This is a genomic window from Streptococcus sp. HMSC034E12, assembly GCF_001835915.1.
In the GTDB taxonomy this organism is placed as follows: domain Bacteria; phylum Bacillota; class Bacilli; order Lactobacillales; family Streptococcaceae; genus Streptococcus; species Streptococcus vaginalis.
In genome coordinates this window covers 1-24794 of record NZ_KV826488.1, presented here as the reverse complement: position 1 = coordinate 24794, position 24794 = coordinate 1, and the positions used below count along the sequence as shown (strand labels likewise).

General features: G+C 40.0%; 19 protein-coding genes, 5 tRNA genes and 3 pseudogenes. 9 read left to right on the top strand and 18 right to left on the bottom strand.

Features of this window, described 5'->3' with window-relative positions:
• Positions 1 to 118 precede the first annotated feature (118 nt).
• On the bottom strand, positions 119 to 1186 hold the full coding sequence (gene dinB / locus HMPREF2574_RS09995) for a DNA polymerase IV (protein ID WP_024051453.1): 1068 nt from the start codon (positions 1184 to 1186) through the stop codon (positions 119 to 121).
• A gap of 249 nt (positions 1187 to 1435) precedes the next feature.
• On the opposite strand from dinB, the gene pflB reads away from it, so the two are divergent.
• The 5 genes from pflB to HMPREF2574_RS09970 all read left to right on the top strand — a co-directional run bounded on the left by pflB (position 1436) and on the right by HMPREF2574_RS09970 (position 7669).
• Positions 1436 to 3751 carry a formate C-acetyltransferase gene (gene pflB / locus HMPREF2574_RS09990; RefSeq protein ID WP_024051454.1) on the top strand — a complete coding sequence of 772 codons (2316 nt, stop codon included), beginning with the start codon at positions 1436 to 1438 and terminating at the stop codon, positions 3749 to 3751.
• Positions 3752 to 3851: 100 nt separating this feature from the next.
• Positions 3852 to 4628, top strand: coding sequence for a threonine/serine exporter family protein (locus tag HMPREF2574_RS09985; RefSeq protein WP_024051455.1), 777 nt, complete (start codon positions 3852 to 3854; stop codon positions 4626 to 4628).
• Positions 4629 to 4631: 3 nt separating this feature from the next.
• A complete protein-coding gene (locus HMPREF2574_RS09980) occupies positions 4632 to 5081 on the top strand; it encodes a threonine/serine exporter family protein (protein WP_101749897.1) in 450 nt (149 codons plus the stop codon).
• Between the two features lie 133 nt (positions 5082 to 5214).
• Positions 5215 to 6387, top strand: coding sequence for a hydroxymethylglutaryl-CoA synthase (locus HMPREF2574_RS09975; RefSeq protein WP_024051457.1), 1173 nt, complete (start codon positions 5215 to 5217; stop codon positions 6385 to 6387).
• A 1-nt stretch (position 6388) separates the two neighbouring features.
• A complete protein-coding gene (locus tag HMPREF2574_RS09970) occupies positions 6389 to 7669 on the top strand; it encodes a hydroxymethylglutaryl-CoA reductase, degradative (protein WP_070241495.1) in 1281 nt (426 codons plus the stop codon).
• Positions 7670 to 7697: 28 nt separating this feature from the next.
• Here HMPREF2574_RS09970 and fni read toward each other — a convergent pair whose 3' ends face one another.
• The 8 genes from fni to gla form a co-directional block, all read right to left on the bottom strand.
• A complete protein-coding gene (gene fni / locus HMPREF2574_RS09965; protein ID WP_024053170.1) occupies positions 7698 to 8714 on the bottom strand; it encodes a type 2 isopentenyl-diphosphate Delta-isomerase in 1017 nt (338 codons plus the stop codon).
• Positions 8711 to 9709, bottom strand: coding sequence for a phosphomevalonate kinase (locus tag HMPREF2574_RS09960; protein ID WP_024053171.1), 999 nt, complete (start codon positions 9707 to 9709; stop codon positions 8711 to 8713). The genes fni and HMPREF2574_RS09960 overlap by 4 nt, the downstream gene beginning before the upstream one ends.
• Entirely contained in the window at positions 9702 to 10646 is a 945-nt protein-coding gene (gene mvaD, locus HMPREF2574_RS09955; RefSeq protein WP_024053172.1) for a diphosphomevalonate decarboxylase, read from the bottom strand. The genes HMPREF2574_RS09960 and mvaD overlap by 8 nt, the downstream gene beginning before the upstream one ends.
• The gene (gene mvk, locus HMPREF2574_RS09950) at positions 10628 to 11506 is read right to left on the bottom strand and encodes a mevalonate kinase (protein ID WP_070584595.1); all 879 of its coding nucleotides are present in this window, start codon (positions 11504 to 11506) and stop codon (positions 10628 to 10630) included. The genes mvaD and mvk overlap by 19 nt, the downstream gene beginning before the upstream one ends.
• A 162-nt stretch (positions 11507 to 11668) precedes the next feature.
• The gene (locus HMPREF2574_RS09945) at positions 11669 to 12604 is read right to left on the bottom strand and encodes a serine hydrolase domain-containing protein (protein ID WP_024053174.1); all 936 of its coding nucleotides are present in this window, start codon (positions 12602 to 12604) and stop codon (positions 11669 to 11671) included.
• On the bottom strand, positions 12601 to 13341 hold the full coding sequence (locus tag HMPREF2574_RS09940; RefSeq protein WP_024053175.1) for a CppA N-terminal domain-containing protein: 741 nt from the start codon (positions 13339 to 13341) through the stop codon (positions 12601 to 12603). The genes HMPREF2574_RS09945 and HMPREF2574_RS09940 overlap by 4 nt, the downstream gene beginning before the upstream one ends.
• A gap of 81 nt (positions 13342 to 13422) precedes the next feature.
• Positions 13423 to 14688, bottom strand: coding sequence for a hypothetical protein (locus HMPREF2574_RS09935; RefSeq protein ID WP_070812536.1), 1266 nt, complete (start codon positions 14686 to 14688; stop codon positions 13423 to 13425).
• 216 nt (positions 14689 to 14904) lie between these two features.
• Positions 14905 to 15756 (bottom strand): aquaglyceroporin Gla, encoded by an 852-nt coding sequence (gene gla / locus HMPREF2574_RS09930; RefSeq protein ID WP_024053176.1) that lies wholly within the window; start codon positions 15754 to 15756, stop codon positions 14905 to 14907.
• A gap of 109 nt (positions 15757 to 15865) precedes the next feature.
• On the opposite strand from gla, the gene HMPREF2574_RS09925 reads away from it, so the two are divergent.
• Complete coding sequence (locus tag HMPREF2574_RS09925; RefSeq protein WP_070812535.1) at positions 15866 to 18145, top strand: Xaa-Pro dipeptidyl-peptidase; 2280 nt, start codon at positions 15866 to 15868, stop codon at positions 18143 to 18145.
• A 36-nt stretch (positions 18146 to 18181) separates the two neighbouring features.
• Positions 18182 to 18481, top strand: coding sequence for a YbaB/EbfC family nucleoid-associated protein (locus tag HMPREF2574_RS09920; RefSeq protein WP_024053178.1), 300 nt, complete (start codon positions 18182 to 18184; stop codon positions 18479 to 18481).
• A gap of 54 nt (positions 18482 to 18535) precedes the next feature.
• On the opposite strand, the pseudogene HMPREF2574_RS09915 reads toward HMPREF2574_RS09920, so the two are convergent.
• From HMPREF2574_RS09915 to HMPREF2574_RS09905, 3 genes and pseudogenes are all read right to left on the bottom strand, one after another.
• Positions 18536 to 20147, bottom strand: a pseudogene (locus HMPREF2574_RS09915) (glycerophosphoryl diester phosphodiesterase membrane domain-containing protein); the annotation flags it as partial.
• A 69-nt stretch (positions 20148 to 20216) separates the two neighbouring features.
• Positions 20217 to 20387 (bottom strand): annotated as a pseudogene (locus HMPREF2574_RS09910) (YdcF family protein); the annotation flags it as partial.
• A gap of 39 nt (positions 20388 to 20426) precedes the next feature.
• On the bottom strand, positions 20427 to 20921 hold the full coding sequence (locus HMPREF2574_RS09905; RefSeq protein WP_003027119.1) for a DUF536 domain-containing protein: 495 nt from the start codon (positions 20919 to 20921) through the stop codon (positions 20427 to 20429).
• A 144-nt stretch (positions 20922 to 21065) separates the two neighbouring features.
• Between HMPREF2574_RS09905 and HMPREF2574_RS09900 the strand changes: the two genes are divergently transcribed.
• Positions 21066 to 22238, top strand: a complete 1173-nt coding sequence (locus HMPREF2574_RS09900) for an aminoacetone oxidase (RefSeq protein WP_024053182.1) — start codon at positions 21066 to 21068, stop codon at positions 22236 to 22238.
• A gap of 50 nt (positions 22239 to 22288) precedes the next feature.
• Here the strand turns inward: HMPREF2574_RS09900 and HMPREF2574_RS09895 are convergent, their stop codons facing one another.
• Entirely contained in the window at positions 22289 to 23026 is a 738-nt protein-coding gene (locus HMPREF2574_RS09895) for a MerR family transcriptional regulator (RefSeq protein ID WP_070812534.1), read from the bottom strand.
• 364 nt (positions 23027 to 23390) lie between these two features.
• Between HMPREF2574_RS09895 and HMPREF2574_RS10490 the strand changes: the two are divergent.
• Positions 23391 to 24240 (top strand): annotated as a pseudogene (locus tag HMPREF2574_RS10490) (site-specific integrase); the annotation flags it as partial.
• An 80-nt stretch (positions 24241 to 24320) separates the two neighbouring features.
• Here the strand turns inward: HMPREF2574_RS10490 and HMPREF2574_RS09885 are convergent.
• The 5 genes from HMPREF2574_RS09885 to HMPREF2574_RS09865 all read right to left on the bottom strand — a co-directional run bounded on the left by HMPREF2574_RS09885 (position 24321) and on the right by HMPREF2574_RS09865 (position 24745).
• Positions 24321 to 24404 (bottom strand) — tRNA-Leu (locus tag HMPREF2574_RS09885).
• A 9-nt stretch (positions 24405 to 24413) separates the two neighbouring features.
• Positions 24414 to 24485, bottom strand: a tRNA-Gln gene (locus HMPREF2574_RS09880).
• Positions 24486 to 24498: 13 nt separating this feature from the next.
• Positions 24499 to 24571 (bottom strand) — tRNA-His (locus HMPREF2574_RS09875).
• 15 nt (positions 24572 to 24586) lie between these two features.
• Positions 24587 to 24657 (bottom strand) — tRNA-Trp (locus HMPREF2574_RS09870).
• A 7-nt stretch (positions 24658 to 24664) separates the two neighbouring features.
• Positions 24665 to 24745 (bottom strand) — tRNA-Tyr (locus HMPREF2574_RS09865).
• Positions 24746 to 24794 lie beyond the last annotated feature (49 nt).

Here is a 24794-nt window from a genome sequence, read left to right as displayed (position 1 = left end):
AAAACATTGAATTGCTTGACAAATGGTAGAAAAATAACTCCATAATCTCTGCAGTAGTGTTACCCATTACAGAAATTATAGAGCCCAAAAAGTTTGGAACTCCCCATCCCAAACTTTTTTACATCCCAAATCCTGTCACTATCACTCCTAAAAGACGCACACCTTTTGTCTGCTCGTCCAAGCTATCATAAATCTCATGTGCAATGCGCTCAATCTGCTCCGCATCTTGCGTTCTTGTCGCTAAGCTCTGCCTTTTTGTCAATGTTGAAAAATCCGCATAGCGAATCTTCAGAACAATCGTCCTACCAGATTTTCCATGCTTTTTTAAACTACGAGCTACCTTTTGTGATAAAAGGGTCAGCTCCTTTTTTATGTCGTCTTCGTTATGGAGCAATTTCCCATAAGTTCTTTCCTTGCCGATAGACTTACGAATACGGTTGACTTTTACTGGTGAATTGCTGATTCCTCTTGCCTTGCGATAAAGGTCAAATCCAAATCGGCCAAACAAGTCAATCAAGGTCATCTCAGGAATTTCTAATAAATCTGCTCCTATGTAAACGCCCATATCATGCAGCTTTTCCACCGTCTTTTTTCCAACACCGTAAAACTTTGCCACATCCATTTGAGAGAGAAAAGCTTCTGCTTCTTCTGGCAAAATAACCGTCAAACCGTGAGGTTTTTCATAGTCACTAGCTATTTTTGCCAAAAATTTATTGTAGGACACACCAGCAGAACTGGTCAAATGAAGCTCTGTCCAAATCTCATGCTGGATTAGCTTGGCTATCTTGACAGCAGATTTCATACCTAACTTATTTTTGGTCACATCCAGATAGGCTTCATCAATACTGATTGGCTCAATCACATCTGTATATCGTTTAAAAATGGCTCGAATTTGCTGACTGACTGCCTGATATTTCTCATAATTTCCCGAAATGAAAATCGCCTGTGGACAACGCTCATAAGCTTCTTTGGAGCTCATGGCTGAGTGAACACCAAACTTTCGTGCCTCATAATTGCAAGTCGAAACAACGCCTCGTCCGCCTGTCAAGCGAGGGTCAGCTCCGATGATAACCGACTTGCCTTTTAGTGCTGGATTGTCTCTTTCTTCTACGGAGGCAAAAAAGGCATCCATATCAATGTGAATGATTTTCCGAGACGTATCATTGATTAAGGGAAAAATTAACATCAATACAGCTCCTTTCTTGACTCTTTTCTTTCCTCCATTATACAATTTTTATCATTTTTTCCAAAATATTTGAAAATATGCTGATTTTTTCAAAAATATAATACAATTTACGCTGATTTTTTAATCTGTATTATAAAAGAAAGTGCTTTTATGGCCAGGTTTCATTTGTGGAAACGATTACTATATGATATACTTGTTTTATAAATGTAACAGATTTGTGTTACTAGAAAGATACAAGAGGAAAAAAACATGGTTGTTAAAACTGTTGTCGAAGCACAGGATGTTTTTGACAAAGCCTGGGAAGGCTTCAAAGGGGAAGATTGGCGCGAAAAAGCTAGCGTATCTCGTTTTGTACAGGCAAACTACACTCCTTATGACGGAGATGAAAGTTTCTTAGCTGGTCCAACTGAACGCTCTCTTCACATTAAAAAAATTATCGAAGATACAAAAGCACATTATGAAGAAACACGTTTCCCAATGGATACACGTGCTACTTCAATCGCTGATATTCCAGCTGGATACATTGACAAAGATAATGAATTGATTTATGGTATCCAAAATGATGAATTGTTCAAATTAAACTTCATGCCAAAAGGTGGTATCCGTATGGCGGAAACTGCTTTGAAGGAACATGGCTATGAACCAGATCCTAAGATGCATGAAATCTTCACAAAATACGTAACAACTGTAAATGACGGTATTTTCCGTGCCTACACAACAAATATCCGTCGTGCACGTCACGCACACACTGTAACAGGTTTGCCAGATGCTTATTCACGTGGACGTATCATTGGTGTTTACGCACGTCTTGCTCTTTACGGTGCAGATTACTTGATGGCAGAAAAAGTCGAAGATTGGAATGCTTTGACAGACATTGATGAAGAAACTATTCGTCTTCGCGAAGAAGTCAACCTTCAATACCAATCATTGAAAGAAGTTGTCCGCCTGGGTGACCTTTACGGACTTGATGTTCGTAGACCTGCAATGAATGTAAAAGAAGCTATCCAATGGGTGAATGTCGCTTTCATGGCTGTCTGCCGTGTCGTAAATGGTGCTGCTACTTCTCTTGGACGTGTGCCAATCGTTCTTGACATTTATGCAGAACGCGACCTTGCTCGTGGTACTTTCACAGAATCAGAAATCCAAGAATTTGTTGATGATTTCGTCTTGAAACTTCGTACTGTAAAATTTGCTCGTACAAAAGCATACGATCAACTCTACTCAGGTGACCCAACCTTCATCACAACATCTATGGCAGGTATGGGAAATGATGGTCGTCACCGTGTGACAAAAATGGACTACCGTTTCTTGAATACACTTGACAATATCGGTAACTCACCAGAGCCAAACTTGACAGTTCTTTGGACAGATAAACTTCCTTACTCATTCCGTCATTACTGCATGCACATGAGTCACAAACACTCTTCTATCCAATACGAAGGTGTAACAACAATGGCGAAAGATGGCTATGGTGAAATGAGTTGTATTTCATGCTGTGTATCACCACTTGACCCAGAAAACGAAGACCAACGTCACAACATCCAGTACTTCGGTGCTCGTGTAAACGTGTTAAAAGCTCTTCTTACAGGTCTTAACGGTGGTTACGATGATGTTCATAAAGATTACAAAGTATTTGATATTGACCCTATCAGCGACGAAGTACTTGAATTTGAATCTGTTAAGGCAAACTTTGAAAAATCACTTGATTGGTTGACAGACACTTATGTAGATGCTTTGAACATCATTCACTACATGACAGACAAGTACAACTACGAAGCTGTTCAAATGGCCTTCTTACCAACCCATCAACGTGCTAATATGGGATTTGGTATCTGTGGATTTGCCAATACAGTTGATACATTGTCAGCTATTAAGTATGCGACAGTCAAACCAATCCGTGACGAAAATGGTTATATCTACGACTACGAAACTACTGGCGAATATCCACGTTGGGGTGAAGACGATCCTCGCTCAAACGAATTAGCCGAATGGTTGATTGAAGCCTACACAACTCGTCTTCGTAGCCACAGACTTTACAAGAACGCTGAAGCAACTGTATCACTCTTGACGATCACTTCAAACGTTGCTTACTCTAAACAAACTGGTAACTCTCCAGTTCACAAAGGGGTTTATCTCAATGAAGACGGCAGTGTTAACTTGTCTAAATTGGAATTCTTCTCACCAGGTGCAAACCCTTCTAACAAAGCTCGTGGTGGTTGGTTGCAAAATCTCAACTCACTAGCTAGCCTTGACTTTGGTTATGCAGCAGACGGTATTTCATTGACGACACAAGTTTCACCTCGTGCTCTTGGTAAAACGCGCGAAGAACAAGTAGATAACTTGGTAACGATTCTTGATGGTTACTTTGAAAATGGAGGACAGCACGTCAACTTGAACGTTATGGACTTGAAGGATGTCTATGATAAGATTATGAATGGTGAAGATGTTATCGTTCGTATCTCAGGTTACTGTGTCAATACCAAATACCTTACTAAAGAACAAAAAACTGAATTGACTCAACGTGTCTTCCACGAAGTGCTTTCAATGGATGATGCCCTTAGCTAATTCAATTCTATTCTCAAAAACCAGCTGGAATTTCCAACTGGTTTTCTTCTTTTTTATGCTATAATAGAGGTATTGTTAATTAAAAGAAAAGGGTGTAAAAATGGTGGAGAAAAAAGATGTAGAAAGGGAAGACAAATTTAATCTAACCGTTGATGTCCTGATGTTAGCAGGTACGCTTCTGCTTCAAAGTGGTTCTGAAATTTATCGGGTTGAAGATACCATGATTCGGATTGCTCATTCTCAAGGAATTATGGATTGTAATGCACTCGCAATGCCAGTTGCCATTTTCTTTTCAATTGAAAACACCAATATTTCGCGTATGAAACGCATTACTCATTCAAATTACAATATCGAAAAAGTGTGCGATGTCAATCAAGTATCGCGTGAACTGGTTAGCGGGGACATCAGTCTTGAAGATGCTTTTGAGAAATTAACTCAGCTAAAAAAGAAAAAGACACCTTACACAAACAGGCAACTGACATTTGCTGCTACTATTAGTGCCCCTTTTTTCTCTATAATGTTTGGTGGCAATCTCTATGATGCGCTCGGCGCTGCTCTTGCGACCTTCTTTGGCTTTGCCTTTTCTCTTTCGGTCAATAAATACGTGCGCATTCCTTTTGTCACAGCTTTTGCCGGAGCTTTTATTTTTGGTCTGCTGGCACAGATCTGGGCGCGCTATTCTGGCTTTCCTTCCAGTGCGGACTTAATCATCGCTGGTGCTGTCATGCCTTTTGTTCCCGGTATTGCTCTGACCAATGCCGTGCGTGATTTGATGACCAATCATCTCAACTCCGGAATGAGCAAAATCTTTGAAACGCTGTTGATCACTTTGGCACTCGGAGCTGGCACTTCCGTAGCTCTCGTCTTAATGAAATAAAAGGTGAAGCCATTGACTGTCTTACTACAAGCTGCAGCAAGTTTTCTTGCAATTGTAATGTTCTTAATCGTTTTAAATATTCAAAAAAGAATGCTCATTCCAGGAGGAATCCTTGGAATGTTCATCTGGCTTTTGTATTATGTATTAAAAGGTCCAACAAATGTGATTATTGCTACGTTTATCGCAGCTATTATCGGATCTTGCATTAGTCAAGTTTTGAGCATTCTTTATAAAACCCCTGCTGTCGTCTTTATCTTAGCCATTTTAGCTCCATTGGTTCCGGGCTATCTTTCTTATCGTACAACGGCCTTTTTTGTCACTGGAGATTATAGTCATGCTATGATTAATGCTACCTTGGTGGTGATTTTAGCCTTGGTCATTTCAATTGGAATGGCAAGTGGTACGGTGGTGCTCAGACTCTACCATTATCTGCAAAAGCATCGCTCCTCATAATTCGACATAACTCCTGAAAATGTCCCAAGTCTTTCTTTTCGTAAGAAGGCTTTTTTCTCAGTTTCCACTTTAATTATGATAAAATGGAATAGAATAAGTTTGGTATCAAACCGAAAAATATATAGAGGTAATGATGAACATTGGAATTGATAAAATTGGCTTTGCAACAGCCAATTATGTATTAAAATTAGAAAATTTAGCAGCCGCACGTAACATTGACCCAGAAAAACTAAGTAAGGGACTTTTATTAAAAGAAATTAGTATCGCCCCTGTCACAGAGGATATTGTAACCATGGGAGCGAGTGCAGCAGCGTCTATTTTGAACGAAGAAGATAAGCAAGCTATTGACATGGTCATCGTAGCCAGCGAATCTGGGATTGACCAAAGTAAGGCTTCTGCTGTTTTTGTTCATGGTCTACTCGGAATTCAGCCTTTTGCGCGTAGTTTTGAAATGAAAGAGGCTTGCTATAGCGCTACTGCTGCACTAGATTATGCGAAGTTGCACGTCGAAAAACACCCTAACTCAAAGGTGTTGGTCATTGCAAGCGATATTGCCAAATACGGTATTGAGACACCAGGAGAGCCAACACAAGGAGCTGGAGCAGTGGCTATGCTCATCACAAGTAATCCACGGATTCTCAGTTTTAATGAAGACAATGTTGCTCAAACACGAGATATTATGGACTTTTGGCGGCCAAATTATTCGACAACGCCGTTTGTCAATGGCATGTATTCTACACAACAGTATTTAGACAGTCTAAAAACAACTTGGGCGGAGTACCAAAAGCACAATCAAGTGTCCTTAAAAGATTTTGCAGCAGTTTGCTTCCATTTGCCTTATCCTAAATTAGCTTTAAAGGGTATGAAAAAGATTATGGATAAGAGTTTGCCAAGCGAGCAACAAGCACAACTGCAAGAAAATTTTGAGCAATCCATTCTTTACAGCCAAAAAGTAGGTAACATTTATACTGGTTCTCTCTTTTTAGGTCTCCTTTCCCTGCTTGAAAATAGTACAACACTCAAAGCAGGTGACCGCATTGCGCTCTTTAGCTACGGAAGCGGAGCTGTATCAGAAATCTTTAGTGGGCAGCTCGTAGCAGGCTTTGAGCAACAGCTTGAAACCAATCGTATGGAAATACTCAACAAGCGCACGCCTTTAAGCATTCCAGATTACGAGAAAATATTTTTTGAAGAAGCAAGTCTGGATGAAAATGGATCGGCCAGCTTTACGAACTATGAAAATCAAGACTTTGCTTTAGCAGAAATTGTTGAGCACCAACGCAGATATATCAAGGTGGAAAAATAATATGAAAATAAGTTGGACGGGCTTTTCAAAAAAATCGCTTCAAGAACGTTTGCAAATTTTAAAAGACTATCACTTACTAAACGAGGATAATCAAACAAACCTTGAGCATAATCACATGCTCCCTCTCTCAACAGCCGACCAAATGAGCGAAAATGTTCTGGCGACATTTGCTCTGCCCTACTCTTTCGTTCCTGATGTTGTGGTAGACGAGGAAGTTTATCAAGTACCTTTCGTAACAGAAGAGCCCTCTGTCGTTGCGGCTGCCAGCTTTGCAGCAAAAATTATTAAGCGCTCTGGGGGCTTCAAAACGACTATTCACAATCGCCAAATGATTGGACAAGTTGCTCTCTATCAAGTAGCAAATATTGAAGTAGCTATAAAAAATATCCAAAACCACAAGCAAGAGTTATTAGAATTGGCCAATCAAGCACACCCATCGATTGTCAACCGCGGTGGCGGCGCATGCGATTTACGTGTAGAATGGCTAAATGGCGAAGCTGAATTTTTAGTCGTTTATCTAACAGTTGACACCCAAGAAGCTATGGGAGCCAATATCCTCAATACCATGCTAGAAGCGTTGAAAACACCATTAGAAGAGTTGACTGGCGGTGAAAGCTTGATGGCAATTCTATCAAATTATGCAACGGAAGCCTTAGTAACTGCCACCTGTGAAATTGATATCCGTTTTCTCGACCGAAATAAGTCAGAAGCCCTTGATATTGCTAAGAAAATAGTGTTAGCAAGCCAATTTGCCAAGCAAGATCCTTATCGCGCCAGCACCCACAACAAAGGCATTTTCAATGGAATTGATGCTGTCGTATTAGCGACAGGAAATGACTGGCGGGCGATTGAAGCAGGCGCGCATACCTATGCTAGTAGAAATGGTTCCTATCAAGGATTGACTACTTGGTCAATCAAGGAAGCCACTCAAACGCTCTGCGGAGAGATTACTCTCCCGCTCCCTATTGCTACAAAAGGGGGTTCCATTGGGCTCAATCCTACGGTGGAAGTTAGCTTCGATTTGCTAAAACAACCAACCGCAAAAGAGTTCGCCAGTATTATTGCGTCTATCGGCTTAGCGCAAAATTTTGCGGCTCTAAAAGCGCTGGTCAGCACCGGCATTCAGCACGGTCACATGAAGCTACAAGCCAAATCTCTAGCTCTTTTAGCAGGAGCTAAGGATACAGAAATCGCTCCTCTGATTTCTCAGCTCGTTTCTGAGAAACATTTTAGTCTCAAAAGAGCACAAGAAATTTTAGAAAACATTCGTCAAAAATCATAGAAAAAAAGAATCCGATAAGTGAAAAAACTCATCGGATTTCTTTATTTAGTTGACCTTGTGCTTCTCGCAAACGTCCATACAAAAGATAAGGCACTTGTCTTAGCTCTCTCAAATTTTGGCAACCAAGTGCACACATAATCAAGCGCAAATCTTCTTTCCAACCGTTTACAATCGTGATGACTTCATCCACCGAATGCGTTTCAATCAATTCTAACATGGTGCGTGAAAGTCCTACAGCCTTAGCTCCTAACACAAAAGCCTTCACCATATCAAGCGGCTGCCGTACGCCACCACTCACCAAAATATCCATTTTATCCATCATCGGCTGAGCATTTAGTAAGGCTTGAAGCGTAGATTGTCCCCAATCATTGAGATAGTCTCGATTGCCGCCGCGTCTGTTTTCAATATAAGCGAAGCTCGTTCCGCCACGACCAGAAAGATCAACCGTTCGAATACCGAGGTCATAAGCAATTTCGATCGTTGCCAAATCCATACCAAAGCCAACCTCTTTCAATACTACTGGAACTGAACTTTGCTCTGCATAGTCTTTTAAATGTGCTCGCCAAGTTTTAAAAGAACGTTCTCCTTCTGGCATGAGCAATTCTTGTATGAGATTGACATGCACTTGCAAAAAAAGAGGGTGAAGGTCTGTGATTGCCTGCTGCCCTAAGGAATACGGCTTATCCACTCCAATATTCGTTGCAAGGAGCAGGTCGGACTTGCCTTTGCTGACAGCATAAGAATCATCTGTTGGGTTATTCAAGGCAGCGCTGTAAGATCCTGTGACAAAAAGAATACCGCAAGCTTCTGCAACTTGTGCCAAGCGCTGATTGATGTCTTTCCCTTTCTCACTTCCACCTGTCATAGCATTGATGTAAAACGGAAATTCCCAATCTCTGCCTGCAAACTGCGTCGTCAAATCAATCTCGCCCAAATCATACTTAGGAAGCGAGCAATGAATAAGCTCCATGTCATCAAAACTATTATAAGGCGAATCGTACTCAAGCGCATATCTTATGTGTTCATCTTTACGATTTCGGCTCATCTATCCCACCTCTCCTTATATAAAACCTCGATTCCTGCCGCTTGCCAACGCTCCACTAAGATTTGACTGGCTTCGGAATCAAAAGACAAGGCTATGCCACAATCACCACCGCCAGCACCGCTGCTTTTTGCCACACAGTCCAATCCTTGACTAGACCTTTTTAAAGCTCTCAATTTTTCATTATAAATAGCAGGGCTCAGTTGCAGCAGGAGGCAACTAACTTTTTCTAGACTTTGCTTCACAATTTCTTTCTCACCAACAAACAACGCTTTCTCCAGTCGAAGGACTTCTTCTTGCGTTTGTGTTAAAAAGCTTGATGAGATTTTTGCTTTGACTTGATTGATGAGAACGCTAGAAATAGCTGGTTCTCTCGTCCAGCCCACGAGGAAATCACATGGAAGCTGTGGATGGATTGTCCGGATAATGTATCCCCAATCTTGTGTCACTATCTTTTCTAAAGGAAGCTCATTGATCTGCTCTGCTATTTTTTTTCGATTAAAAGATTGGTAATAAATCAAGTCCTCATAAGCGATACAAGCCACATCTCCCATTGAGCCATTGTCCCCACGTTTAAGAAGGACATAGGCTGCCAGCTTAAAGGTTTCCTCAGCAGATAACGCCAGACCATACAAGGCTGTTATTGCTCGTATGGTTAAAACTACGACACTCCCACTAGAGCCAAGACCAAATTTTTTTCCATCTTGCTCCATTTTTCCAGTAATGGTTAAGAAAAAGGGACGTAGTGAAATGAATCGAATTTGTAAAAACTCATTCATAACAGCAACCGTATCCTGAATGAGACTGTACTCATCATCAGGTGTCAAATCCACAGTATGGTCAAACATATCTGAAAACAACTGATAACGTTCAGAAAAATGAATTTTTCCCGTCATATAAATCGGAATATTTTTCAGAATCGCTCCTTGCCCTGCCGTCAAGACAGAATATTCTCCTGCTAAATATAATTTCCCACATGTTCTTACTGTCTTAGTCATCTGGTAATTCCTTCGTTTTAGAAACAATGAGATGATATCTTTCAGCAAATATTGGTACTAAATGTTCCAAATCTTCTTCTAAACACAAAACCTTTACATTTGGTCCTGCATCCATGGTGAAATAGCAGTGCTCTCCTTGACTGCGTAATTGTTTGATGAAGTCCATTGCTTCATAGCTTTTTTCGGTCAGGTAAGAAAACGCTGGCGTTGCTGTCTGAGTGGTAGCATGCATGGCAAGCGCATTTTTTTCTGTTAATTCTCCCACCTTAGCAAAATCATTGTTAGACAAATAAGTCAACATGGCTTTATAATCTTCTTCGGACTGTCTCACCCAATCACTAAATGTCGTGGAGGTTTCTGCACAGCGTTTCATTCCCTCACGACTTGAAATCGGCTTTTTATGATCATACAAAACCAGCATTATCATCGCTAATTTCAAATCTGTCTTTACTGGATAAATCTCTCCGCTATCCTTGTCCCAAGCTGCAATCGGTCCATAAAAACTCCGTGAGGAAGACCCAGAAGCTAATTTTGCTTTTTGTGCTTGCTCTTTTGTGGACAAGTGCAATTCAAAAAAGTCATTACAAGCCTTAACGAGCGCAGACAAACCGCTTGAACTAGATGAAAGCCCCGCTGCTGTCGGCATATTATTTTTTGTATCAATGCGTACAAATCCAGCTCCTTGAGGGCGAAAACGATCTACAATATTGCGCATTTTTTTATGTTCAGCTTGATCTTGCAGAACACCATTGATATAAAATTCATCTGACTGAGCACTCGCTGGTAAGCTAGACAGAGTTGTTTCTGTGTACATATTTTCCAAGGTCAAAGAAATACTGCTCGTTGCAGGAATTATCTTGACAGTATCTTTCTTACCCCAATATTTGATAATGGCAATATTGGCATAAGACCGCACCTTTACAGACTTTCGATCCATGTGTTTACCGCTCCTTTCTCCCTCAATAAATCAGCCAAACTGACAGCCTTTTCTTTGCTCGCCACTAGAGCGATAATGCAGCCACCTAGACCACCACCACTCATTTTCGCACCAAGTGCTCCATTTTCTTGCGCTGTAGCAACAAGCCAATCGGCTTCAGGGCAACTCACGTCTAGATTTTTTAAGCTGAGGTGAGCTTCTGACATGGCTATCCCGATTCTCTCTAAATCTTTTACTTTCAAAGCTTCTTCAACTTCATTGGTTAATTTTCCAAGCTGATGCAAATGTGGCAAAGCCCTTCTTCCAATACTTTCCACCTTTTGAATCGCTTCTCGTGTATGTCCATAAATCCCTGTGTCTGCAATCAAAAGATAAGCTCCAAGATTCGTCTCAAACTCTGAAAAACCAACATTTTTAATAAATTTAATAGCATGATCGCTCAAGCAAGTCTTAGCATCCAAACCACTCGGATTCATGTGGGCAATCATCTCTGCCCGATTTGCTAAAATCTCCAGAGTTTCCCTATCCAACTCCTGTTCATAATAATCAAAAACAGCTCGAATCGCAGCAATGCTCACTGCCGCAGAAGAACCCATTCCGCGTTTTTCAGGCACCATGGACTCAATCTCACAGCGAATATAAGCCTCTTGCACCCCTAGAAATTCCAAAGAAGCAAAAACCGCCATAGAAAGAGTATCTTCTTCATACAAAATCCACGCATGATCTGACGGCAAAATGCGACAAGTCACTTCAATATTAGTTAAAGGTAGAGCCAAAGCAGGGTAGCCATAGACAACGGCATGCTCCCCTATCAAAATAATCTTACTATGTGCCCGACCGACACCTACTTTTTTTGTCATATTCTCTCTACATCACAATACTTCATCTATTATTTTAATATAATTCATAGAAAAAAGCGATCGTTAGTAGTCAATTCCTTTTATATTCCAAACTAATTTATTTCAACTTTTAAAACAGCGAAAAGAGCAGGAAATCCAGCTCTTATCCTAACTGTCTTCATTTTACAGATTTTGTTTAATCAAATCCATGAGCTCATTGCGGTCTAAAATCCATTGTGCACGTTCGTCTTTCTCATACGTTCGGTTGGAAAGGAAGATGACCGCTTTCTGCTGTAAACGATTAAACATAATAAACGTTCCAGTATAGCCTGTGTGCTGCAACCACTCTTTGTCTAAATCCCAAGCAAGACTGCGTGTTTTTCCAATCTCCTTTGAGAAATTTTTTGTCAAAGTTGCTGCAAAGTCATCCTGTAAATAATGCTCCAAAAAGAGCTCCAAATCCCGAACTGTCGAAAACAAGCCTGCACTACCAGCATGTCTGCCCAACACATGCGCTTTGGGGTCATGTACAACTCCCGCCTTCACACCGCGAACCGTTGGCACCGCTTGCGCAACAGGTCCAAACGTTGTTTCTTTCATACCCCAAGACTGAAAAATTTTCCGCTCAAAAATGTCACTCAAAGAAGAATGAAAAATTTCTTCTACCATAAAACCTAGCAACAAAAAATTTACATCAGTATAACGAAAATGCTTGTTATCAAGCACTTTCAAATGATTTAGCGCCTCTTTCAATTCGACCGCATTGAGTGCATCTCGATTGGGGATAAAGGGATCTAGCCCTGATGTGTGAGCAGCCAGCTGACCTACCGTGACAGAATTGTCATGAAAAGCGGGATAATATTGTGTTAGCGGTGCATCTAAATCTAGTTTTTCCTCATGGAATAGAACAGCCAAAATCGTTCCGACACCCACAACCTTGCTGACACTCGCTAAGTCATAGACCAGTCCTGCTTGAGTCTTCTCACCTCGCTCAGGATTGCTCTCACCAAGATAATATTCTTGCCACTCTCCACGAGTATACAAAGCTAAGCTAGCTCCAGGATAGATTTGTTGTGCTATCTGTTCTCCGACTTTTGAGAGTATCTTGCTTGAACTCATACCGCTTCAATCCAAGCTTCAATTTGGCTCTCATCTTTGGTCAGGAAAAATTTGCCCGATTTAGGTATAAAATTTTCTCTTCCTTGAAATAAATCACGCAATGCTTCCACATCAAATTGCTCAACTGTAAATTTAACCATTGCCAAATCCCAAGTTTGAGTACTCTCCGTCAGCAAATCTGGTCCGCTTGCTTGTGAGAATGTTAGAATAGACTGATTTCCTAGCCATTCCTGATAAAAAGTGACTGCTTTTTCCTTATCTGGAGCATTGATATGAATCTGCTCTATAGTAAATTGACTGAGCCCAACAAAATCCTCTAATGGCGCAAATGCTGGTGCTATCATCACTCTCTGTAAGGCTGTCCAGTCTTTCTCGCTATGCAGCAAAAATCTATCTCCTTCTGGTGAAGTTGCTTCAAAAGCATAGCCATTATCACCTTGGTAAAGATAATCTACCTTGCTGCCACGCGCTAAAAGTGCTTCAATTTCTCGTGGATTGGCTACTTTGATGACAATTTTCGCTAATTTCTTAGTCCCAACAACTTTGCGAGTGCGCATACTGGGCGACTCCTCTAGCTGCAATTTTTCAACTTTTGTCTGATCTCCAAGGCTGACAAAAGCTCCTTCCTCTAGCAAATTTTTCATTCCTAAAGTTTGACAATAAAATGCGAGATTGTTTTTTCGATTATTGATTTTTAATACTGGTATCGTATTTACACTTTTATTTGTTGAACACATAAATTCCTCCAAGCCTTTCTATTTTAAATAATTTTTGTGTATTTTACAAATATTTATGTAAAAATAGAAAAAATTGTGCTATTACTGATAAATATTTTGTGCCACTACCAGCTCATTTGCCGACTCAAATTCATATTGAAGGTAAGACTGATAAGTTCCCGGCGCAATAATCCCACGCATATCTAAAATGGCTGTTCCAGCCTGTCCGATAATGCTATCGGCTAGCAGACAGCAATTGGTAGACAAGATAAAATAAGTCTTAAAACGACTTGTTTTAAACTTATATAAACGACCACCCAACTCATGCTTCAACTTATAAGCGTACGTGCGCTTACCATCTTTCAAATCTGCTGGTGGATTCCAGACTTCCAGCAACTCATCAATCTCAGCCAACCGCTTCTCCACAGCGCGCTTCTGTTCATCAGTCAGAGATAAACCATAGCCAAACAAGGTTTTTTTGCTTTCTTCTTTGCACAAGTCAATATAAGCATCTTTATCTACTTTAAACAAGACACCGTCTCCAATCGTGCCGAATAAACGCTCTGAAAAAACATCATAACTACCATAGGAAACAACTTTTCCTTTATAGCAAATATCAACATGCCCAATCATCCCAAAAAGATTCTGGTCTGACGTATGGATCAGCACCTCTAAGTCAATGGGCTTTTCCTCGTCTCGGACACGACTATAAACCTTTTGTGGTTTCCTTTTTTCACCTTGCCAAAAACGATTAAAACGATTCAGTTGCTCTGCTGGGAAAAAGGCAGCGATAATGATAGGCAGGTTAATCCGAATACGGCGTCGAAGTTGTTTTTTCTCCACATCGGTGTTGAACATAAGACCGTCTCGAACGTTAGAAAAGCCTAGTAATATCAGATAAATACCAACAATCAAAAATTGCATCCTACCGTCCGTGCTGGGAGAAAAGACAGGTGTCAGGCCAATCCCACCATAGAGAAAGGTATCAAAAAGATAACGAAAACCACCTTTTAACTTATTCTGCCGATAAAGAAGATATGTAATACCATAGATTGCCGCTGTACACAGCTGATAACAGCCCAATATAATAATGACAATATTGACTGGCAGATTGCTGGCACGGTTAAGAAAGCCAACAACCAGCCCTACCAAAACATGGAGGAGGGCAGAACCAAGACTGATACGATTTTGCTTCACTAAGAAACGGAAAAAAAGATTGATAACTCCAACAAATAAAAAGTAAATGACCAATAAATCTAGGGCAAATTTTGCAAAATCAACACCGTTTGCAATAATAATAACGCCAAAAAGAATCGCCAAAATACCGAACAATAGAGTCCGTCTCCCACTTAGTTTATCTAATTCCATTTCATCTCTCCCAAATAAAAGGTAGGAATGAGACAAAAATTGCTACTTTGAAAAAAATCAGTTTTGCTGTCTCACTCCCATTACTGTTGTTATCCTTACTCTTTAGTATAGTATTTTATCTTAGCAAGCGTCTAGTCACTTATCTATTTTTTCGCTCAATCTTATCTCTTCGTTATCAAAAAACGGCTCGTAACGAACCGTTTCTTTTTTGACAACTTATCCATAAATTATCTTGTAAAGTGCTACTGCAGCAATACCGGCAAGAATTGGAGATACGACTGGCACCCAAGCATACCACCATTTTGAATCTCCTTTGTGCTTACCAAGAACTGATTTTGGAAGAAGGAAATGAAGAATACGCGGACCTAAGTCACGTGCAGGGTTCAAACCTGGACCTGTAGGACCACCAAGTGACGTTACCAATGCCATGACAAGGAAACCAAGTGCTAAGTGGGCAACAGCAAGTCCGGCATTGATGTGAGAACCAATTGCAACTTTTCCTTGGATTTGAGTAGCATCCACTCCACGAGTAGCAGCATATTTAACAACTTCTGCACCAAAATAGTTTTTGGTCATGGCCATTGCTGCAAAGAACAAGATAAATGAACCAATAAATTCATTGACAAAACCATTTATCATAGAAGCAGCATGTGATTTCTTGCTTCCGTCATCCGTATTTACAATAGTTGAGAATGATCCCAAAATCGCATTAGGATTTGTTGTTTGCAAATAGTAAGGGCGGTGACTTGCTACTACTAACGCTTGTCCAAATATCGCTCCCAATAATTGTGCAATAATGTAAGGCGCAACTTGTGCCCAAGGGAAGTATCCGCTAATCGCAAGTCCTAGTGTGAATGCAGGATTGATATGATTCCCTGATACATTTCCAAACATAAGAGCAGGAATCATAACCCCCATACCATAACCAACTGCAATGACTAACCAGCCGCTTTGATGACCTTTGGTTCCCTTTAATTCAACGTTGGCAACAGCCCCGTTCCCCAAAATAATGAGAATTGCCGTTCCAAGGAACTCTGTAATATATTTCACAATCCATGTGACATCCATTTTTGTTCTCCTCTTTAATTAAAAAAATTTTAGACAAATCTTATTTTATCAGTTACAATGTATAATGTAAAGGTTATTTTTTGACAAAATGTAAAAAAGGAGTAAAAATATGCGTTACAACCAGTATAGTTATACACCAGAAACAAGCGAAAAAATCCTAGCTGAAATGGAAAGCATTGGATTTTCTTTCCGCCCAGAGCATTCTGATAAAGAAAATTTAGAAACTTTTGTACGTAGAACTTTTTTTAATTATAAAAATACAGACTATGCTTTAAAGTCTTTGGTTGCCAATTCAAATACAGACTTACTCAGCTTTTTTACGTCCAAGCAAGAATTGACAGCAGAGATTTTTTATACGATTGCTTTTCAATTACTGGAATTTGTGCCCTTTGTTGACTTTGATGATGTAAAAATATTCCGCAAGGACATAAACTTTCCCATTACCTATGGAAATCTACTCGAAAATCTCTATCAATTGCTCAACACACGCACCAAAAACGGCAATCTCTTGATTGATAAACTAGTGAGCGACGGATTGATCCCTGAAGACAATACCTACCACTATTTCAATGGTAAAAGTCTTGCGACCTTTACTAGCCATAATGCTATCCGCGAAGTGGTCTATGTGGAATCGCGCGTGGATACCGACGAAGATGAGCTGCCTGATTTGATTAAGGTCAGCATCATTCGTCCTCATTTTGATGGACAAATTCCTGCTGTCATGACTGCTAGCCCTTATCACCAAGGAACCAACGACAAAGCCAGCGACAAAGCACTTTATAACATGAATGTGAATTTGGTTAAAAAAGAGACCGAAAAAATCACCATCCATGACTCTGAAGTTTGCTTGGTTGAACCACAAGGCCAAGCAGTATTGGTGGAGCAATCAGAAGAAACACTCGGTCATATCGGTACTTACACGCTCAATGATTATTTGCTTTCACGCGGTTTTGCTAATCTATATGTATCGGGTGTGGGAACCAAGGACTCTGAAGGCCTCATGACCAGCGGAGATTATTATCAAATTGAAGCCTATAAAAACGTTATTGATTGGCTCAACGGTCGTTGCCGTGCGTTCACAGACCATACCAGACAGCGAGAAATCAAAGCCACTTGGTCCAATGGAAAGGTTGCTACAACAGGAATTTCTTACCTTGGAACCTTGTCAAATGGACTGGCTACGACTGGCGTAGATGGTCTTGAGGTCATTATTGCTGAAGCTGGAATTTCTTCTTGGTACAATTACTATCGTGAAAATGGCTTAGTGACGAGCCCCGGTGGCTATCCCGGTGAAGATTTTGACTCTTTGACAGAATTAACTTACTCACGCAATCTTCTAGCGGGCGAACGTCTTCGTCACAATGTCGAGTATCAAAAGAGCCTCAAAACATTAAAAGCAAACTTGGAGCGCGAAACGGGTGATTATAATCAATTTTGGCATGACCGCAACTATCTGATTCACGCACACAAGGTCAAAGCCGAAGTCGTCTTCACTCATGGCTCCCAAGACTGGAATGTCAAGCCGCTCAATGTGTACAACATGTTCCACGCCCTGCCACAAGACATCAAAAAACATTTATTTTTCCACAACGGCGCTCACATTTACATGAACAATTGGCAATCCATTGACTTTCGTGAATCTATGAATGCACTTCTCAGCAAGAAACTGCTGGGCTACAATTCCCACTTTGAATTGCCAACTGTGATCTGGCAAGACAATAGTCAAGCACAAAGCTGGCTGTCACTAAAGAATTTCGGCAATCAAGAGCACTACACTCATTTCAATCTAGGTAGTACTACTCAAGATATTCAAAATGCTTACTCTGATACAGACTACAAGCGTTTCAGCAAGACCTATCAAACCTTCAAAAATGAACTCTTTGACGGAAAAGTCAATCAAGTGACCGTTGACTTCACCTTAGAAAAAGACCTTTTCCTTAACGGTCCCGCTAAGCTCAATCTGCGCCTAAAATCCAGTACCGATAAAGGCTTGATTTCTGCACAGCTATTAGATCTTGGGCAAGCTAAACGCCTCACCCCAATTCCTGGCGTCCTTACACCAAAAGTCATGGACAATGGTCGCGTTTATATGCTGGATCATTTAATGGAATTACCTTTCAAAGAGACACCGCATCGCGTTGTGACAAAAGGATTTCTCAATCTGCAAAACCGCAACGATTTGCTAACAGTTGAAGAAGTCACACCAGACCAATGGTTAGAATTTTCTTTTGAATTGCAACCAACCATTTACAAAATGAAAATAGGCGATACACTTCGCCTTGTCCTCTACACAACCGACTTTGAGCACACCGTCCGCGATAATACCGACTATCATTTGACCATTGACCTAGCAAACTCTAGCTTAGATGTGCCAGATATGGTAAAATAAGATGTTAATGTTTGAAAATTAAGGAGAACCAAAACAATGATGAATATGCAATCAATGATGAAACAAGCACAAAAATTGCAAAAACAAATGGAAAAAGGGCAAGCCGAGCTTGTGGCGACAGAATTTGTTGGCAAATCCGCTCAAGATCTCGTGGTCGCAACTCTTACAGGTGACAAAAAAGTCGTCAAAATCGACTTCCAAGAAGCTGTTGTTGACCCAGAAGACTTAGAAACTTTATCTGACATGACAACCCAAGCTATCAACGCTGCCCTCGTAGAAATTGATGCCGCAACTAAGAAAAAATTAGGTGCCTTTGCAGGTAAAATGCCGTTTTAAAACAAATCTCAAAAAACTCACCCCCTCCTAGTTCATTGCTAAGAGGGGGCTATTTTATGTAAAATTAAAGAAATCAAAGGCTTTATTAAGGAGTAAGTCTGTATATTTTGGATTGTCTTTTAGCTCTTTAATGGAACTTTGTACCAGTTGAACATCGTCCGTTATGATACCGTCAACATTCAAGCGGAAAGATTTTGCAATGCTATTTACATCGTTGACCGTCCAATCATAGAGCAATTTATCTGCTTGCCACAACTTAGAAACAAAGTTTTCATCTAGTGTGGAGTATTCCATAGTATAACCACTGGCTTTGGTTCGTGGGAAGATTGTATTATAAGGCAGGATAAAAAAGCTTTTAATGCTAGCATCGTATTTCACAACTTTTTCAATCACGCGATAGTCCAATGAGTGCATTTGATGACCGTACTTTTTAATCGTTGGGCCATATTTTTTCAAAAAGCGCTCCATCATATCCGAAGAATCTTTTTTGCTGGTTTTGATTTCAATGAGCAACCGCTGTCCCAATTCGTTGGCACGTTTGAGATACGCATCAAAACTGGAAATTTTGGTCCGATAGCCATTTTCTGAAACATCTAAAGCAGTTAGTTCTGCCATGGTCAAATCCTGTGGACTTGCATTGACACCCGCCAAATTGAAAAGATTAGCATCATGCATCATGACAAATTGACCATCTTTTGTTTCTTGTACATCCATTTCAATGTAATCTAGTTTCAGCAAAGCCGTCTTTTCCAATGACTGAATCGTATTTTGTACACCATTTTCCTGCGACACTCCTCGGTGAGAAATCGTAACAGGAACCGTTTCTAATGGAAAAATGAGATACATATAACCTTCCACAGCAAAGAATATAGAAGCAATGGAAATCACAAGCCAGCGCAAAACGCGATCGAACTTCCTCCTCGGATAATCCGCCAAACCTTGCTCAGTCAGAAAAGAAACAAATTTAATCAAGAAATAGCTCAACATCAGATAGTGAGCATTCTTCAGCAACACATAATTCATCACACCAGCAATCGTTGCCACTTGATTGGAATGACCGTCTGCAACATGCTGTAAAAAAAAGAGAAAAGTCTTGGTCACAATCCAAAACAACTGCCAAGAATAAAAGAAAGTTCGTTTTTTGGTCTTTTCTAAGCTGAACCGCACCGTTTCTCTTACGGAAGAATTTTCAAAAAAGATTTTGGGCAAGGCGAACATCAGCTTGACCGCAATCAATAACATCAGCCATACAAGTAGGGGCAGGACGACAGCACCCCCAAAAATACGTCTCTTTCAAATAAGTTAAGATAAAATTTGGAACTAAAATCTTGTTTAGATAGTAAATTTTGAGGATTTTTCGGAGAAAATGAAAGAGCAGAGCGATGTAGAGCAAGACAAACAAGATTTTACTAGGACGTGCCTGCTTTAAGATGAGTAAACTGTCTGCTATGGTTTTCTTGGTAAACTTCAAGAGGGTTCGCTTGTCTTGAGTCAATAGATTGTGCGCTCCAAAAAAAGAAGTGTGATTTGAACATAAGCGACCAACAGATTGGCAACAAACAAGAGGATAAAAGCCAGAGTAACTAGAGGATGACTAGACAACACTCCAACTACATTGTTATACGACAGAAATTTAACCCGTCTGATGAAGCAAAGTACCTGCCGCAGCATAAGACGGATTAAGTCAGCATAATCTTGTTTTAATGCTTCAAAAGCTATTCTGACCTCTGTCGGAATCTCCACCCACTAGAATACTCCTACTAAACAGCACCCTGACATCAGCCTGTTTTAGGCTATATTTATCTTCTAAAGCTTTCTGTGTTAATTCTGGTAAATCTCGCTTCCCGCAAAAAGAAGCAAGAATATTGATATTTTTTGCGACTTTTTCTTTCATCACATCTTTCATTCTATAAAAAAATCTCAGTTTCTTCAACCGAGATTCTCTCTATCGTCCAAACAATCTTGCAAAAAAACCTTTCTGCTCTTGTGCTTGCACTTTTTCTTTAGCTTCGTCCAATTCTAATAGCAAAGTTTCACGCTCACTCATGGCCTTAGCAGTCAATTGCTGCTGCTGGTCTAATTGCTTGTCTTTTTCAGCAATTTGCACATCTTTCACGCGCAATTGCTCATCTTTTTTAGCTAATTGAGCATCTTTTGCTTTTAACTGGTCATACAAACGCACAATTTCTGCATTTTTCTCATCTACCAAAATTTCCATGAGTTCACGTTGCTTGACATCTTCGCTGACCGGTTCATCTTCAAAAATCGTCTTTTTGTAAATTTCTTCCAGCTTTATCAAACCGCTGCGCGTCACAACGGTGACCCCTTTTTCATTCTTGTCGGTATCTTCGGGCGCAAGAGTTTTGACCCGATTGTTCATCGCCTGACGGCTAATCCCTAAAATCTCGGCTAGCTCGCTGACTGTCTTTTCAATTGCCATAATTTCCTCTGAAACTTTTTCTAGATATATACCTAAATCTTATCATATCAAGGCTTAACTGTCAAATTCGCTCTGGATTTCAAGGAATTTCATCACATTTATGATACAATAAATTTGACATATTCATTTAAAGAAAGAAGCACAATGAACCATTTTGATACAATCGTGATAGGCGGAGGACCAGCTGGTATGATGGCTGCTATTTCCAGCTCCTTTCATGGACAAAAGACACTGCTCTTAGAAAAAAATAAACGCTTGGGTAAGAAGCTCGCTGGAACTGGTGGCGGACGCTGCAATGTGACGAATAACGGCACTTTAGAAGATTTATTAGCTGGCATACCAGAAAATGGGCGCTTTCTCTACAGCGTCTTTTCCCAGTTTGACAATCATGACATTATGAATTTTTTCACTGACAATGGTGTTGCACTCAAAGTAGAGGATCACGGGCGAGTTTTCCCAACAACAGATAAATCTTTTACAATTATTGAAGCATTAGAACGGAAAATGAAGGAGCTAGGCGTCACCATCATGACCCAGACGGAAGTGGTTTCTGTAAAGAAAAATGCGGATTACTTTATCATCAAGTCAAGTGAGCGCATTTGGAGCTGCGATCGATTGATTGTCACAACAGGTGGAAAATCCTATCCTTCAACTGGCTCTACTGGCTTTGGCTATGAGATTGCGCGCCATTTCAACCATACAATAACAGAGTTAGAAGCTGCAGAAAGCCCACTTTTGACAGATTTTCCACACAAGGCTTTACAGGGGATTTCATTAGCCAATGTCACCCTTCGTTATAATAAACACATCATTACCCATGACTTGCTTTTTACCCACTTCGGCTTGTCAGGTCCTGCCGCATTGCGGTTCTCCAGTTTCCTCAAAGGCGGTGAAACCATTTATTTAGATGTCTTACCACAGTTTTCTGCGGAAGATTTGGCAGCATTTTTAGAAAATAACCGAGAAAAATCGCTCAAAAATAGCCTCAAACAATTACTTCCTGAACGTCTGGCAGACTTTTTCGCGCAGCCATTCCTTAAAAAAGGCAAACAATTGACTGGAAAAGAAAAAGAAGAGCTCATTCAACAACTCAAAGCTCTACCAATTCCTATTACCGGCAAAATGTCTCTAGCTAAATCTTTTGTGACCAAAGGCGGTGTCAGTCTTAAGGAAATCAATCCCAAGACTTTAGAAAGCAAACTAGTTCCTGGGCTTTATTTTGCTGGCGAAGTGCTGGACATCAATGCTCATACTGGTGGATTTAATATTACAGTCGCTCTCTGTACTGGCTGGGTCGCTGGAAGTGTGGAATACTAAAAATAGAGCAGATGCTACCATGCAGAACATGTTGGCACCTGCCCTATTTTTTATTTTGCTTGTGTAACGTAGATGTGGATAATATCTGCTACATATTGGGCTGTTCCAACTCCAAATTGGTCAATATTTTTCTTAAATTCTGGATTTGCCACATAGCCTTTTCCGATAAAAGCGAAAACTTCCAGAGAGCAATCAAAGGCATAGGTATTCATTGCTTGAAATAACTGCTCGGCTTCTGATAAATTCTCTTGTGCTTCCACAGCTAGACCTTTTTGCATATTGTTAGCTAGATTGCGAAAAACTTTGTTAAATGCTTCCGTCATCTCAGTTTCTTTGCCAACTTGTCGTGCACGAGAATCGTCCATTACTTCTTGACCGTATGTTTCAACCGCTTGATGATAATAATTTGCATGATCTTCGTAGGTAAATCCAACAAATTTTTCTTGTGTCGTCATTTTTCTTTCTCCTTTTTGAGCTTGAATTGTCTTTTGTAAGGTGGAAATCAAGGTATCCAAATGTTCCCTTTCCTGCTGCAAAAACTGCAATTGCTTGTTCAAGTGAGGCAATAGTTCCTGCTCTTCCTGACTTAGCAGCTCTGCTATTTTCTTTAAAGAAAATCCAAGATATTTGTAAAATAAAATAATTTGCAGGCGCTCTAAATCTGCTTCACTATAAAGGCGATACCCGTTTTCAGACTTTTGCTGCACAAGCAAACCTATTTTATCATAGTGATGCAGTATTTTGACAGAAACACCTGAAAGCTGCGCAGCTTCTTTGATTTGATACATCATTTCCTCCTTACAAATCTCATTATAAACCCTCCCCTTAGGTCAAAGTCAATGCTTTTTTAAAAATATTTTCCTCCCAATATAGTTATCACAAAGTACGACCTTGCTTTTTACAAAAATCGCTAACGTTGCTTGCAAAGCAAATCTCAACACCATTCGCTTTTCAAACTTGGACGAACACTACTCAAACTAAAAGCTTCGTTTGCTTCCTTCACTACTTCAACAGCCTATTGGATTGTCGAAACCTTTCGAAGACGAGACTAACAACTACAAATTTTCAATTTTTAAACTCTAATTGATCTAGATAAGCTCACAAATCAATTAAGGAAGAAAAGAAAATTGTAACAAACATTGACTTGAATTATATCAAACTTGGTATGTCTTAAAAGTTAGACTTAAAAAGAAGTTATAAAGAAAAATTAGCAGATTTATGGAGAAACAATAAAAAAACTATTTGAAGATAAAGCAATAGTTGATATAAAATCGACAGAATATCAAAGAACCATGAATATCCATGGGGAAACTGTTGGATATGATTACTTAAGTAGAATCAATTCAACAATTAGAAAAACTATACAATTAGTGCAATCTGATAAGATAGTTCTTGATGATTTCACAAGTAACGTAGAACGCTTTGCAGGAAAGGAAACTCAAAAAAACGAGGAAAAATATATTCATAGTGTTGAGGATTATCATAGATTAGTAAACTATCTGGAAGAAAAATTAGATTATGAGACAACAGTTATATATCATGTTCTATATATCATAGCTAAAACAGGCATGAGGTATGGAGAAGCAAGTGATATAACTGATGATGATACAAAGTTAGAAGACCATTATTTATACACACATAGAAGATATAACACTACGACATGGGGGGACGAAAGCAAAAAATGATACTCCATACGAGCAGTACCAATAGATGATAAAACAGTTACTGTTCTGCCTAACATGATAAAAGAACGAAAAAGAATAAACTCATTACTACAAATAAAAACAAAGAGAAATTTCTCTTCTTTCACTATGGTCTAGAACAAGGACTTAGACACACTTATGGCTCATATTTACTTCATAGTCATATAGATATGGGAGTTGTGGCTAAAATTTTAGGTCATAAAGATATCCAAATGTTGATAAAGGCATATGGTCATACTATGACAGAAAGAATTGATAAAGAGTTCAAAGAGGTAGAATCTATCATGGATAGACTATAATTGGGGTACAATTTGGGGTACGATAAAGAAAAATATCAAAAAAAGCCTTGTGTATCAAGACTTTTTCTAAACTCAAGCAATACCGGCGGCCGGGGTCGAACCGGCACGTCCTTGCGGACACTGGATTTTGAGTCCAGCGCGTCTGCCAATTCCGCCACGCCGGCAAAGTTAAACTGGGGTAGCTGGATTCGAACCAACGCATGAGGGAGTCAAAGTCCCTTGCCTTACCGCTTGGCTATACCCCAATAATATAAAATAGGCGAGTGATGGGGATCGAACCCACGCATGCCAGAGCCACAATCTGGTGTGTTAACCACTTCACCACACCCGCCATATTCACAATAAACACGGGCAGTAGGAATTGAACCCACACTGAAGGTTTTGGAGACCTTAGTTCTACCTTTAAACTATGCCCGTAAAGGTATGGAAGGGGAGGGATTCGAACCCCCGAACCCGAAGGAGCGGATTTACAGTCCGCCGCGTTTAGCCTCTTCGCTACCCTTCCTGATATTAAACTAATATGGCGCGAGACGGAATCGAACCGCCGACACATG

What these genes read in the sequence shown, in the direction of transcription:
- HMPREF2574_RS09925 (WP_070812535.1), top strand. Translation starts at nt 15,866, where the DNA reads ATGCGTTACAACCAGTATAGTTATACACCAGAAACAAGCGAAAAAATC.
- HMPREF2574_RS09985 (WP_024051455.1), top strand. Translation starts at nt 3,852, where the DNA reads ATGGTGGAGAAAAAAGATGTAGAAAGGGAAGACAAATTTAATCTAACC.
- gla (WP_024053176.1), bottom strand. Translation starts at nt 15,756, where the DNA reads ATGGATGTCACATGGATTGTGAAATATATTACAGAGTTCCTTGGAACG.
- HMPREF2574_RS09945 (WP_024053174.1), bottom strand. Translation starts at nt 12,604, where the DNA reads ATGAGTTCAAGCAAGATACTCTCAAAAGTCGGAGAACAGATAGCACAA.
- HMPREF2574_RS09905 (WP_003027119.1), bottom strand. Translation starts at nt 20,921, where the DNA reads ATGGCAATTGAAAAGACAGTCAGCGAGCTAGCCGAGATTTTAGGGATT.
- HMPREF2574_RS09900 (WP_024053182.1), top strand. Translation starts at nt 21,066, where the DNA reads ATGAACCATTTTGATACAATCGTGATAGGCGGAGGACCAGCTGGTATG.
- mvk (WP_070584595.1), bottom strand. Translation starts at nt 11,506, where the DNA reads ATGACAAAAAAAGTAGGTGTCGGTCGGGCACATAGTAAGATTATTTTG.
- HMPREF2574_RS09935 (WP_070812536.1), bottom strand. Translation starts at nt 14,688, where the DNA reads ATGGAATTAGATAAACTAAGTGGGAGACGGACTCTATTGTTCGGTATT.
- fni (WP_024053170.1), bottom strand. Translation starts at nt 8,714, where the DNA reads ATGAGCCGAAATCGTAAAGATGAACACATAAGATATGCGCTTGAGTAC.
- HMPREF2574_RS09895 (WP_070812534.1), bottom strand. Translation starts at nt 23,026, where the DNA reads ATGTATCAAATCAAAGAAGCTGCGCAGCTTTCAGGTGTTTCTGTCAAA.
- mvaD (WP_024053172.1), bottom strand. Translation starts at nt 10,646, where the DNA reads ATGGATCGAAAGTCTGTAAAGGTGCGGTCTTATGCCAATATTGCCATT.
- pflB (WP_024051454.1), top strand. Translation starts at nt 1,436, where the DNA reads ATGGTTGTTAAAACTGTTGTCGAAGCACAGGATGTTTTTGACAAAGCC.
- dinB (WP_024051453.1), bottom strand. Translation starts at nt 1,186, where the DNA reads ATGTTAATTTTTCCCTTAATCAATGATACGTCTCGGAAAATCATTCAC.
- HMPREF2574_RS09970 (WP_070241495.1), top strand. Translation starts at nt 6,389, where the DNA reads ATGAAAATAAGTTGGACGGGCTTTTCAAAAAAATCGCTTCAAGAACGT.
- HMPREF2574_RS09920 (WP_024053178.1), top strand. Translation starts at nt 18,182, where the DNA reads ATGATGAATATGCAATCAATGATGAAACAAGCACAAAAATTGCAAAAA.
- HMPREF2574_RS09975 (WP_024051457.1), top strand. Translation starts at nt 5,215, where the DNA reads ATGAACATTGGAATTGATAAAATTGGCTTTGCAACAGCCAATTATGTA.
- HMPREF2574_RS09940 (WP_024053175.1), bottom strand. Translation starts at nt 13,341, where the DNA reads ATGTGTTCAACAAATAAAAGTGTAAATACGATACCAGTATTAAAAATC.
- HMPREF2574_RS09960 (WP_024053171.1), bottom strand. Translation starts at nt 9,709, where the DNA reads ATGACTAAGACAGTAAGAACATGTGGGAAATTATATTTAGCAGGAGAA.